This window comes from Vibrio sp. Vb0349 (assembly GCF_033338975.1).
Genome location: NZ_JAWOTS010000002.1, coordinates 227,540 through 240,960, shown reverse-complemented (window position 1 = coordinate 240,960; position 13,421 = coordinate 227,540). Strand labels below are relative to the sequence as shown.

The window sequence follows — 13,421 nt, the reverse complement described above, 5'->3', positions numbered from 1 at the left end:
ACGTGTGAACCGATACAAAGCCTAACACGCTGGGCGAGAGCTCAACGTGCGATTTAGGTATATAGTTGTTTTATAGAGTAGTTTGTATGTAGGTATTCATCATGGTCTATTTCAAATCGCGCTTTATGGTGCTTCTAAGCACCTCGATATGTTCTTTACAAGCCTTCGCATCAAATGACTTATATGGCCCGCTGCGTTCTTACGCACAATCCCCAATGCAAGTGGTTAGTCACACTAACATACTGCGCTCAGGACATAGTCTGCCCTCTGGTTTTGTCGAAGCCTATGGTTCAGGAACCGTGGCAAGTGTTTGGGCTCATACTGATGAATACGCACTGGATTATTACCACAATCAAATCGAATTAGGCAACAAATGGCAAGTCAGCGATCGTTGGCAGTGGGAGCTCAACTATCGATGGGTCTTTGCCGCTGACAACCATTTAGATGGACTGACGAAAAGCTTCCATAAACTTTTCGGTATCGGACAAAATGGGCGGGATAAAGTAGACAGAGATCGTTTTTACATTTCAATGCCGCAATATGATGTGCTTGAAGATGATTTCGAAGGACAAACACTGGCCAATAACCTATCTACTTACTTACAGTATCAAGTGTTCCAAAATGAACATCACGGCCTATCGATTGGCGGCAGTTTGTATTTTAACGATGTGGCTCACGGCACTTTTCAAGGTAGCAGTTTCGAGCAAGGCTTCCAATTAAACTACAGCTACTTAAGTGATGCTCATGCATTTTATTCGATGATTGGCATGACTTTTCGATCGGATGACCGTGCCTTGCTCGATCTGCCCTATCGACATAATACGATTGCCATTGCGGGTGGGTACCGTTATGCCTTAGAAGATAACCATCACCTGATGTTGGAATATCATTGGTATCAAGGCTCAACAGAAGGGCCCACAGAGTTTGCTGATGCCTCTAATGAACTGGTGTTAGGCTATCGATATCTAATGGAAAATTCAGCGCTTGAGTTTTTAGCCGTAGAGAACGCAAGAAACATGGATAACAGTACCGATATCGCTTTCACAATAGGATATCGGTACATATTTTCATCAAGTTGATGAGAGCTATAGATTTAGCGTTGGTGCAACTGCGGCAGCGACTTGAGCATCGGTTGCATTGATCGGCAACGTAAACGAGCGATATTGGTCACCAGCCAAGCTGAGCGAACGGTCAATCTCTGCCAAACAATGCATGACCTGCCCTTCCAGAATAAAAGAGAGCTCAATTTCTTTTGATGAGATAAAGCCGCTGTTACGGAACTCTAGCTCTTGATAAATACCAGAGCGAGAGGCAAACGAGCCACCGCGCAAAAAGCCTTTTTCAACATCGGCTTTAACCATAGTGAAGCCAGCTTGCTCGATCGCTTGAATAACCCGAGATGCTACTGGTAGTGGTTTCACTTCAATATAGTCACGGTCACGCGGGTCAATCGCAAAATCAATATCTAACGTCGTCTCGACCCAAACATGACATTGATTCTTAAGTGCGCTAACCGCAGTAATTGGCGTTTCATCATGCAGTTTTAGCTCAAACGGAACCTGCTTTTCTTCATTAGGTTGAATCACAAAAGGGTCAACTGCTTTCAATTGATCAATAGTGAAGGTTTGGTAACTTACGCTATCATCCACTTCGACTTTCATTTCCGTGTTCAATTTAATCGTAATAGCATCAATTTGTTGTTCGACGTCTCCGCCTTTGATATGAACATGCCCTTTCAGCGTCGCTCCTTGAAACACGCTCATTTCGTCCAAAATGGTATCTACTTTTGCAGAGCCGATCCCCAGTGATGCTTTCAATTTTTTAAACATACTTTTCCTTTTTTAGCGACTTTTCTTCTAATAATCGTTTGTTTACACAATTGTTTTCTGCTGTGCAAGCAATAGACCACAAGAAAATGTTTGAATTCAATCATCAATCCAAATAATGCTCAGCAGCAAGAGTCATTCAGCTCTGCAATAGGATTGTTCGGTCACTAAGCGGTACATTCGTCGAGAAATGTTTGCAATTTGTACCTAAATTAAGCAGTATTTGTATAGTCAAATAAAGGGAAATCATTATGTCTGCACCACTCTACATTCAAATTAAACAATTTATCCTGGATAAAATTGATGCTGGAGAGTGGGTAGTTGGTCATCGCATCGCCACCGAGATTGAGCTTACCGAGCAATTTGGTGTCAGTAGAATGACAGTGAACAAAGCAATTCGGGATTTAGTTAATGAGGGCCGATTACAACGTCGCCCACGCTTAGGCACGTTCGTGTGTGATCCTGGTGAAAAGTCAGAATCTCCCCTGCTAGACATTCGAAACATTGCCGAAGAAGTCAGCGATAGAGGGCGAAAGTATGGCAGTAAAGTGCTCAAACAGATTGCCATAAAAGCAGATGACAACATTGCGACAAAACTCGGCGTTATGCTAGGCACGACAGTGTTTTACAGTGAAATTATTCACTATGAAGACCAAACGCCGATTCAATTGGAGCTCCGCTGGGTGAATAGCCAATATGCCCCGAGTTATTTAAATCAAGACTTCACACAAATCACTCCAAATCAATACCTGTCAAATAATTGCCCACTCAGCGCGATAGAACATACTGTAGAGGCAATTGTGCCTGAAAGCCGTATTAAGCAAGACTTAAAAATGCAAGCCAATGAACCTTGCCTTCTCTTGAATCGCAGAACGTGGAGCCAAGATAAGTTAGTCAGTACCGCCCTACTTTATCACCCTGGTAACAAATATAAGCTGAGCTCAAAAGTGCTCATTTAAGGACAAGATTTGTCCTCTAGATCTACGTTTTGATCACATTTTAGCAACATCAATCTTGTCAGTGTTCTTATTTTGCTCTATTTATTTGTATATACATTTAATGATACAAATAAACACAGGGACACAAACATGGATTTGCTGATTGAAAACGCACGTCTAGTTACCATGCAATCGGGAGAATGCGGATACCTTCCAACGCCTCCAGCGCGCATTGGTATTCAATCTGGAAAAATCGTTGCGATCAGTACTTGTGCCATTGGTGAAGACGCACCGCAAACCGAGTCTCTGCTGTCTGCCCAACATTACGCTCAGAGTATCGACCTTCAAGGCAAGTTAGTTCTGCCAGGTTTGATCGACTGCCACACTCATCTTATTTACGCGGGCAATCGTGCCAACGAATTTGAAATGCGCTTAAACGGCGTGCCATATCAAGAAATTTCCAAACAAGGCGGTGGGATACTTTCAACGGTGCATGCGACGCGTTCAGCAACCGAAGCGCAATTAGTTGAGTTAGCGTTGCCACGTTTAGACGGGCTACTCGCGAGCGGCGTCACTTCTGTCGAAGTGAAATCAGGCTACGGATTGACACTGAATGATGAAGTAAAAATGCTCCGTGCAGCCAAAATGCTTGAACAAGAGCGCAAAGTTAAAATCACCACTACACTTCTCGCCGCTCACGCCATTCCGCCAGAGTTCCAAGGTCGTGCAGATGATTATATTGAGCACATTTGTCAGGACATAATCCCTGTTGTCGCAAAGGAAGAATTAGCTACGAGTGTCGATGTTTTTTGTGAATCGATTGGTTTCAATCTTGAACAAACAGAAAAAGTGTTTGTAGCTGCAAAACGTCACGGCTTAAAGGTTAAAGGGCATACTGAGCAGCTTTCTAATCTCGGTGGTACAGCCCTCACTGCGCAATACAACGGTCTGTCAGCGGATCACATCGAGTTTTTAGATGAGCAAGGTGTTAAAGCACTTGCTCGATCAAACACTGTCGCCACTCTATTGCCTGGCGCTTTTTATTTTCTAAGAGAAACTCAGTTACCACCGATTGAGTTGTTGAGAGAGCATAACGTGCCGATGGCAATTGCTACGGACGTCAACCCAGGTACATCACCATTTTCTGATCTCACACTCATGCTGAATATGGCGTGCACACTATTTCGCCTTACACCGCAAGAAGCACTGCGTGGTGTAACGCAACATGCAGCCAAAGCTCTGGGTTATCAAAACTCACGTGGCGAAATCAAAGTAGGGTTTGATGCGGACTTCTCTATCTGGGATATCGAAAGCCCTGCGGATTTAAGCTATCAAGTCGGAGCAAAACGTCTGGTAGGTCGTATAGTAAATGGTGAATACATTTCACACGGAGGCCAATAATATGTCTCAATTCGACCTACACTCTCCCCTATTTCATTGGCAAGGCCGTCATGATGCCGAGGACGGCAAGCTTCGTCAGCGAATTCATCACGTTGTTCAACGCCAAAAAGCAGATGAGTTGAGTGCCGTTGCGCATGGCGTCTCATTACTCGGTTTTGCTACCGACGCTGGCGTTGCGAGAAACAAAGGACGCATTGGCGCGAAAAAAGCGCCAGACTTAATCCGACGAGCACTCGCTAATTTAGCATGGCACCAAGACGCCCCACTATATGACTTAGGTACTGTGGTGTGTGAAGACGACTTACTGGAAGAGAGCCAAGCTCTATGTGCAGCAACCATTTCAAGCGCACTGCCCCATACGCCAGTCATCGTGCTAGGTGGTGGGCATGAGATTGCGTGGGCCTCCTTTTCCGGCTTAGCGGGGTATTTTAAAGAGCACTATCCAGAGAAGAAGCCTAAAATCGGCATTATTAATTTCGATGCTCATTTCGATTTGCGCGCATTTGAGAGCAACCTCGCCGACATAAGACCGAGCTCCGGCACACCCTTCAACCAAATTCATCATTTTTGTCAACGTAACGATTGGGACTTTCATTACGCTTGTATTGGTGTAAGCCGTAGTAGCAACACTAAAGCGCTATTTGAAAAAGCAGATGCGTTAAATGTTTGGTATGTAGAGGACAATCAGCTCTGCTACTTAAACCACAGTTATCACTTAACTCAGCTTCAGCATTTTATTGACGACTGTGACTACCTCTATTTGACCATTGATCTAGATGTATTTCCTGCCGCAACCGCACCTGGAGTCAGCGCACCAGCTGCTCGGGGAGTGAGTTACGACACTATTGCACCCTTTTTAGAGCGAATTCTTCATTACAAAAATAAGCTAATGCTGGCTGATATCGCCGAATACAACCCAAATTATGACGTCGATAGTCAAACTGCACGATTAGCTGCCCGTTTGTGTTGGGATATCGCCAACGCAATGGCGGAAAAACAGCACAAACCATGATGCATCCCAGATGCCACTGATTATTACGACCAAGCAAGTACTTGGTCATCACGAGAAACTAAAGGAGTCTGAAATGACACAGCGCCAGGGACAAGATCCACGACTTGATACAAGCAGAACAATTCGTGCACCTCACGGAGATAAACTGCGCGCAAAATCTTGGCTAACCGAAGCCCCTCTTCGTATGCTGATGAACAACCTTGATCCTGATGTTGCAGAACATCCACATTCACTGGTTGTATATGGCGGCATTGGCCGAGCAGCGCGAAACTGGGAATGTTACGACAAGATTGTTGAAGTACTTGAAAGACTCGAAGATGACCAAACGCTTTTAGTTCAATCAGGCAAGCCTGTTGGTGTTTTCCCTACTCATAAAAATGCCCCACGCGTGCTTATCGCAAACTCAAACCTTGTTCCGCATTGGGCAAACTGGGAACACTTCAACGAGCTCGATAAACAAGGCTTGATGATGTACGGCCAAATGACCGCTGGCAGCTGGATATACATTGGCTCGCAAGGTATCGTACAAGGCACATACGAAACGTTCGTATCTGTTGCAAAAAAACACTTTGACGGTGAAGCAAAGGGCCGTTGGATTCTAACAGGTGGTCTTGGTGGCATGGGTGGTGCTCAACCTCTCGCTGGTACAATGGCGGGCTTCTCCATGATTGCAGTAGAGTGTGATGAATCACGTATCGATTACCGCCTGCGTACAGGCTATGTCGATAAGAAAGCGACTTCTTTAGATGAAGCGCTAGCTATCATTAAAGAGTCAGACACACCAGTATCGGTTGGTCTACTAGGTAATGCAGCAGACGTTTTCTCTGAGCTGGTAGAACGTAATATCACGCCTGATGTCGTAACAGACCAAACGTCTGCACACGACCCGCTCAATGGCTATTTACCACAAGGCTGGAGCATGTCTCACGCAGCAGAAATGCGTTTGCAAGATGAAGCAATGGTCGTAAAAGCAGCGAAAAAATCCATGGCTGTGCAAGTTCAAGCGATGTTAGAGCTGCAAAATCGCGGCGCCGCAACACTCGACTACGGTAACAACATCCGCCAGATGGCCTTGGAAGAAGGCGTAGAAAACGCATTCGATTTTCCTGGCTTCGTTCCAGCCTACATTCGTCCTCTATTCTGTGAAGGTATCGGTCCTTTCCGTTGGGCTGCTCTCTCTGGCGATCCTGAGGACATTTATAAAACCGACCAAAAAGTAAAAGAGCTAATTCCAGATAATCCGCACTTACATAACTGGCTAGATATGGCTCGCGAACGCATCCAGTTCCAAGGTTTACCTGCGCGTATTTGCTGGGTTGGTCTTAAAGATCGTGAGCGTCTTGGTCAAGCATTCAACGAAATGGTGAAAAATGGCGAACTTAAAGCGCCCGTTGTCATTGGTCGAGATCACTTAGATTCTGGCTCTGTAGCAAGCCCGAACCGTGAAACCGAAGGTATGATGGACGGTTCTGACGCCGTATCAGACTGGCCATTATTAAACGCGCTACTCAACACGGCGGGCGGCGCAACTTGGGTTTCACTACACCACGGTGGTGGCGTAGGTATGGGCTTCTCGCAACACTCAGGTATGGTTATCTGCTGTGACGGCAGTGAAGATGCCTCAGAACGTATTGCCCGCGTGCTGCATAACGACCCAGCAACAGGCGTTATGCGTCATGCTGATGCGGGATACGATATCGCTAAACAATGTGCAGCAGAGCAAGGGCTAGATTTGCCAATGCTCAACGAAGAACTGAAGAAGCTCAAGTAAGGATGAAAGAGATGTTAAATTTAACGCTAAAGCCAGGTCATATTAGCTTAAACGAACTACGCCAAGTGAGCCGTTCACCAGTCAACCTTACTTTGGATCCTGAAGCCATTCCGGCCATTGAAGAAAGCACACAGGTCGTAGACCGAGTCATCGCGGAAGATCGAACGGTTTACGGAATTAACACTGGTTTTGGGCTATTGGCTAACACACGAATAGCACCAGAAGATTTAGAAACACTGCAACGCAGTATCGTTCTTTCTCATGCGGCAGGTATCGGTGAGTTTATGTCAGATGAAACGGTTCGTCTGATGATGGTATTAAAAATCAATAGTCTGTCTCGTGGCTTTTCTGGGATTCGCCTAAAAGTCATTAATATGCTGACCGACCTAGTCAACGCACAAGTTTACCCTTGCGTACCTAAAAAGGGCTCTGTTGGCGCATCAGGTGACTTAGCTCCTCTAGCCCATATGAGCACAGTATTACTGGGAGAAGGACAAGCTCGCCACAACGGTAATATCATTTCCGGGCAAGAAGCTTTAAAAATCGCAGGTCTAGAGCCTATCACTCTGGCGCCAAAAGAAGGCTTAGCGCTACTAAATGGGACTCAGGCATCCACAGCGTTCGCATTGGAAGGCCTGTTTATCGCGGAAGACCTTTTCGCGTCAGCAACCGTTTGTGGTGCAATGTCTGTTGAAGCCGCTCTCGGCAGCCGACGTCCATTCGATCCGCGCATTCACCGTGTACGTGGTCATCGCAGCCAAATGGACGCAGCACTCGCATACCGTCATTTGTTAGACACATCGAGTGAAATAGGTGACTCGCACACTAACTGTGAAAAAGTGCAAGACCCGTATTCTTTGCGCTGTCAGCCTCAAGTGATGGGCGCGTGTTTACAGCAAATCCGCAATGCGGCGGAAGTATTACAAGTAGAAGCGAACTCCGTATCAGATAATCCGTTGGTGTTTGCTGAAGATGGTGACATCATCTCTGGCGGTAACTTCCACGCGGAGCCTGTTGCAATGGCAGCCGACAACCTAGCACTTGCGATTGCCGAGATCGGCAGCTTGTCTGAACGTCGTATGGCATTACTTATCGATAGCGCGCTATCAAAACTGCCACCGTTCTTAGTCGACAATGGTGGTGTGAACTCTGGTTTCATGATCGCTCAGGTGACCTCTGCTGCGTTAGCAAGTGAAAACAAAACGCTCGCTCACCCAGCGTCAGTAGACAGCTTGCCAACATCTGCAAACCAAGAAGATCACGTGTCAATGGCAACATTCGCGGCTCGCAGATTGAAAGAAATGGGCGAAAACACTCGCGGTATTCTGGCGGTAGAATACCTCTCAGCAGCACAAGGCCTAGACTTTAGAGCACCAAACAAGTCCTCTGAGCGTATTGAGATTGCGAAACAAATGTTGCGTGAAAAAGTATCGTTCTACGATAAAGATCGCTACTTTGCTCCAGACATTGAACAGGCAAATACTCTGCTTAAGCTGGCTATCCACAACACGCTCATGCCAGAGAGCTTGTTACCAAGTGTTCAATAACCAAGCATAACTGGCATTTCATCGAATAAACAGATAATGACTTGAAGGCTCTACGTTCAGCGTGGAGCCTTTTTACATACGATTAAACATGTTGATGGCACTATTTATGAACGCCAGTCTACTTTGATGGCTATACTTTAAAAGATAGGCGAGCGAAAAAGTCGTTGTTTATTGTTTTCACAAATAAAAGCGTTGCTAAAGTATGCGTTTTTAACGGTTTATCCGCCGAAATAGTGTCTTATTGTTAGGATACGGTGAAGTTTTCACTGGATGGACCATTGCTACGCAGATATTCGCATATAATCCCACACAGTTTTGGTTACTACGTAAAAATTATGTTTCTAACACCTTATTTTTCAAACACTAATCACCAGTTTCAGTTCACTCGCGAACAAGCAAGCCACTTTGCAAAACGTGTCGCAGGTGACTACAACCCAATTCATGATGAAGACAACAAACGCTTTTGTGTCCCTGGAGATTTACTTTTCGCTGTGCTTCTTAGTAAAGAAGGCGTTAGCCAAAAGATGCGTTTTAACTTCTCTGGCATGGTAAACGATGGTGTAGCACTTCATATTGAAAATAAGTGTGACAAAGAAAGCGCTGTTGTTGACGAGGCAGGTAAAGAATACTTACACATGTCCCGTGAAGGTGAAACTAACCACGATCCGGCATTTATTGAGCATGTAGTGACAAATTACGTGCAATTTTCTGGTATGAACTTCCCTCACATCATGGTTCCTCTTATGGAAGAGAAGCAAATGATGATTAACTGCCAGCGTCCATTAGTTATTTATGAAAGCATGGAAGTCGAATTTTCACGCTTAGACCTTACGCATCCAGAGGTGGATTTCACTGGCGCAACATTCGACGTAGAAGGAAAACGAGGTGTAGTCACCTTAAACTTTGCGTTTAAAGAAGACGGTGAAGTCGTTGGTAAAGGTATTAAGCGCATGGTTGCAAGTGGCTTGAAGCCATATGACCAAGAAGCGGTTGACGACCTTGTACGCCGCTTTAATGAACGTAAGGATGCATTCCTAGCAAAGTTCGTTAAGGCAGCCTAGTCGACTGCCCTATCAGAAGCGCACAAAAAATGTGTTTACTAAAAGAAAGTCCAACGTCTACCGTTGGGCTTTCTTTTTATGTCTCATCCAAACAAAACTAAATGCAATGCTTAGAGCCAACGACGAACATGATTTTTATAATCCACATACTCTTCACCAAACAATCGCTCTAAAACGCGTTCCTCAGGCTTGATTTGAAACCGATTCATATAACTGACAAATATCACGCCACAAAGCACCACACTCAAGTGCTGCCACCACAAACCAGTTGCTATGATTAGAAGCAATAATGCCGTGTACATAGGGTTGCGTGAAAAGGCAAACACACCAGTTCTTACAACAGAAGATGCCGCTTCAGGTTTTACTGGGTTCACTGTGGTTTTTACTTTGCGAAATTCATACACGCCAGCAATGCCCATGTAGCCAGACAACAAAGTTAATACACCTACTACAAATTCAACAAAGGGTACTCGAATGTTCATGCTCGGCGTCAAAACTTTAAGTCCGTACATCAAAAGTATGACTAGCAAAAACACCACAACAGGTGGGACTTTGAGTTCAAGTTTTCTCAAGATTCATATCCTTTGAAAGGGTCTAAATACGGTTTCTAAAAAGCCCAGTAAAACTGGGCTTGATTTAGTCCGATTACAACAAAGTTAACAATGCCTGAACGGGATGCTTGGGCTTCGTTCCTTCAAAGCGTTTAACTTGGCTGCGGCAAGAATAGCCTGTAATCAAACATCTCTCGTTATCCAACTTATCTAAGCTCGGCTTCCAGCTTAAATTGTAAATGTCTTTCGACATCGACAACTTATCAACCTCATGACCAAACGTACCCGCCATACCACAACAACCAACAGGTACCGTATTCAAAACTGCACCAAAGTGAGCAAAAATAGCGCCCCACTCTTTTTCCGCATTTGGCATTTTGGTTTTCTCAGTACAGTGAGCAAACAGATACCAAGGTTCCTGCGCCTTATGCTCTCCGCTTTCAAACGCTTCTAGTCTTGGGTAAAGCCATTCGTGGGCTGTTAGTACATCGAAATTACCTCGCTTACTGCCAAGCACTTCAGTGTATTCATCTCGATAACACAGCACCAAAGCAGGATCGACGCCAACTAATGGGATATCCAAATCCGCTACCATCGCCAAGAACTTCGCTGTGTCGGCTGCTGTGTCCTTAAACTGACGTAAAAACCCTTTAATGTGTTGTGCTTTACCATTCGGCTTAAACGGCAGAAGCACCGGATTCATACCCAGCTTTTTCAATAACTTAACGAAGTCTTCAACGACATCAGCGTCGTAGTAACTAGTGAATGGGTCTTGAACAATTAAAACATGCTTGCTCTTTTCAGACGAAGACAAACCACTGAGCGCTTGCAGATCATAAGGCGTTGTCAGCGACTCTACTCGTTGTTTCAAGGTGGGTACTGATAACAACGGCGCATCGACATACCCGACCGTAGATGCCGTTAAACTTTTCACCCACGACTGCTTCAAAACACCATTTACGACACCTGGCGCTTTCGCCATCATCGGCAGCATAGTCTCAATGTTCGCAACCAGATAGTCTTTTGCAGGACGTTGGTAACGAGAGTGATAGATGTTTAAAAAGCGCGAGCGAAAGCTCGGAACATCGACTTTAATCGGACACTGACTCGCACACGCTTTACACGCCAAACAACCATTCATCGCTTCATACACTTCGTGAGAGAAGTCATACTCGTGACGACGATTGATAGAATGACGTACGCGGTCAACCATGGTTTTGATTGATGTTTTGTTTTCTAGTGTTTGCTTTTCTAAGTCAAGAATATCAATGCCTTGCTCAGTGAGCTGACGCAACCACTCGCGAACCAAACCCGCACGACCTTTCGGTGAATGACGACGATCGGCTGTTACTTTCATCGATGGACACATTGGCGAGCTAGTATCGTAGTTAAAACACAAACCGTTACCGTTACATTCCATCGCTTGTTTAAAGCTGTCACGTACTTGAACGTCAATCTGACGGTCATAGTAACCACGTTTGGTATCGGTAACTTTGACAAGCTCTGCATCACTATCCAGCGGTGTACAGATTTTGCCCGGGTTCATTTTGTTGTGTGGATCGAATGCAGCTTTCACACGTCTCAGTTCAGTAAACAACTCGTCGCCGAAAAACTCAGGGCCATATTCTGAACGGAAACCTTTGCCGTGTTCACCCCACATCAAACCACCGTATTTCGCCACCAGCTTGACCACTTCATCAGAAACTTCGTGCATCAATGCTTCTTGGTGCGGGTCACACAAATCCAACGCAGGACGTACGTGAAGCACCCCAGCATCGACGTGACCAAACATGCCGTAATTCAGAGACTTGCTGTCTAACAGTTCTCGAAACTCTACAATGAAGTCCGCCAGGTTTTCTGGTGGCACACAGGTATCTTCAGCGAATGCGACCGGTTTAGCACGACCTTTTGCTGCGCCTAACAAACCCACCGCTTTTTTACGCATGTTGTAAATACGCCCAATGCTCGCTACATCGTTACAAACTTGGTAGCCGATAATGCCCGCTTCTTCTGTTTCCAACATGGTATCGAGCTTGGCGGTCAATGCTGCAACCTGAGCAGCAACTTCCTCTTCGTCCTGACCTGCGTATTCCACCATATTGATACCAAGCATCTCTTTATTTGGAACATCGGTAAGTAAATCGCTCACGGTGTGCCAAACGATATCTTGCTTCGCGAGATTAAGCACTTTTGAGTCAACGGTTTCTACAGACAGCGCCTTCGCTTCTACCATAAACGGTGCATTACGCAGTGCAGAATCAAAGCTGTTGTATTTAACGTTAACCAAAGTACGCGCTTTCGGAATTGGCGTCAGGTTAAGCTTCGCTTCGGTAATGAATGCCAATGAACCTTCAGCGCCGCACAGTACTCGTGTGATATCGAAACGGTCACCTTCTTCATTCAAGGCATTTTTTAAATCGTAGCCCGTTAAAAATCGGTTAAGAGGAGGAAACTTATCTACGATCTGCTGGCGTTTTTCACGACATACGGATTCCGTTACACGTAGCGCCTTGGCAGCAAACTCGCCTTCTTTTGGGTAACCATGAGACAAGTCCGACTCTAAAATTGAACCATCAGCAAACACCGCTTGTAGCGACAAAACATGATCGGATGTTTTTCCGTATTTCAGAGAACCTTGACCAGAAGCATCGGTGTTGACCATGCCGCCAATCGTTGCACGGTTACTGGTAGATAAGTCTGGAGAGAAGAAGTAGCCATAAGGGCGAACAGCGTCATTTAACTGGTCTTTCACTACACCAGTTTGTACACGAACCCAGCCTTCTTTCTCATTAATCTCAAGCACTTTGTTCATGTGACGAGACATATCCACCACAATACCTTTGGTAAGCGACTGACCATTGGTCCCTGTGCCGCCACCACGAGGTGAAAAGGTAATTCGTTCGTACTTTTCTTTATTGCTCAGTTTCCCGAGGAGAGAAACATCTTCTGTCGTTTTGGGATGAACGACAGACTGAGGAAGTTGCTGGTAAACACTGTTGTCAGTGGCAACCGCTAGTCGACTTGAATATTGGCTTTCGATATCACCAGTGAATCCGGCGTGCTCAAGCTCTTTCAGAAAACTAAGAACAAGAGGATCGACATCAGTTTGCGAGTGTAATCTTGGTAACATTTGCTTCCTGCCCCTACGACGCTGATCCGATCAGCTGCGGGTTGTGTAATTATTTGCTCACTTCTCATACAAATTGGCGCTAAGCGAAAAATAACACCACAAAAGAGTTAGTGAAGTAATATTCTTTGAATTTCGTCACTTTACAACATTTAAAAAGACGAGCAAATCAGAATCTCGATACAAT

The 13,421-nt window shown here is 45.2% G+C and carries 10 protein-coding genes; 7 read left to right on the top strand and 3 right to left on the bottom strand.

Features of this window, described 5'->3' with window-relative positions; genetic code table 11:
• The first annotated feature begins 101 nt into the window (after positions 1–101).
• Entirely contained in the window at positions 102–1,079 is a 978-nt protein-coding gene (locus tag R7Q47_RS04355; protein ID WP_213874418.1) for a DUF3187 family protein, read from the top strand.
• Between the two features lie 6 nt (positions 1,080–1,085).
• Here the strand turns inward: R7Q47_RS04355 and R7Q47_RS04350 are convergent, their stop codons facing one another.
• Positions 1,086–1,829, bottom strand: a complete 744-nt coding sequence (locus R7Q47_RS04350; RefSeq protein WP_017821818.1) for a sporulation protein — start codon at positions 1,827–1,829, stop codon at positions 1,086–1,088.
• A gap of 248 nt (positions 1,830–2,077) precedes the next feature.
• Between R7Q47_RS04350 and hutC the strand changes: the two genes are divergently transcribed.
• From hutC to R7Q47_RS04320, 6 genes are all read left to right on the top strand, one after another.
• Complete coding sequence (gene hutC / locus R7Q47_RS04345) at positions 2,078–2,785, top strand: histidine utilization repressor (RefSeq protein ID WP_005377944.1); 708 nt, start codon at positions 2,078–2,080, stop codon at positions 2,783–2,785.
• Between the two features lie 129 nt (positions 2,786–2,914).
• Positions 2,915–4,165: an imidazolonepropionase gene (gene hutI / locus R7Q47_RS04340; protein ID WP_005377945.1), complete on the top strand. Its 1,251-nt coding sequence runs from the start codon at positions 2,915–2,917 to the stop codon at positions 4,163–4,165.
• Position 4,166: 1 nt separating this feature from the next.
• Positions 4,167–5,177 (top strand): formimidoylglutamase, encoded by a 1,011-nt coding sequence (hutG, locus tag R7Q47_RS04335; RefSeq protein WP_025766829.1) that lies wholly within the window; start codon positions 4,167–4,169, stop codon positions 5,175–5,177.
• 73 nt (positions 5,178–5,250) lie between these two features.
• Complete coding sequence (gene hutU / locus R7Q47_RS04330; RefSeq protein ID WP_025766830.1) at positions 5,251–6,948, top strand: urocanate hydratase; 1,698 nt, start codon at positions 5,251–5,253, stop codon at positions 6,946–6,948.
• Between the two features lie 11 nt (positions 6,949–6,959).
• Entirely contained in the window at positions 6,960–8,495 is a 1,536-nt protein-coding gene (gene hutH, locus R7Q47_RS04325; RefSeq protein ID WP_017634855.1) for a histidine ammonia-lyase, read from the top strand.
• 335 nt (positions 8,496–8,830) lie between these two features.
• Positions 8,831–9,556: a DUF3581 domain-containing protein gene (locus R7Q47_RS04320; protein WP_017821813.1), complete on the top strand. Its 726-nt coding sequence runs from the start codon at positions 8,831–8,833 to the stop codon at positions 9,554–9,556.
• A gap of 110 nt (positions 9,557–9,666) precedes the next feature.
• Here R7Q47_RS04320 and R7Q47_RS04315 read toward each other — a convergent pair whose 3' ends face one another.
• Both R7Q47_RS04315 and R7Q47_RS04310 read right to left on the bottom strand, forming a co-directional pair.
• On the bottom strand, positions 9,667–10,128 hold the full coding sequence (locus R7Q47_RS04315; RefSeq protein WP_005377951.1) for a methyltransferase family protein: 462 nt from the start codon (positions 10,126–10,128) through the stop codon (positions 9,667–9,669).
• A gap of 73 nt (positions 10,129–10,201) precedes the next feature.
• Complete coding sequence (locus R7Q47_RS04310) at positions 10,202–13,237, bottom strand: FAD-binding and (Fe-S)-binding domain-containing protein (protein WP_025766832.1); 3,036 nt, start codon at positions 13,235–13,237, stop codon at positions 10,202–10,204.
• Positions 13,238–13,421: the final 184 nt, after the last annotated feature.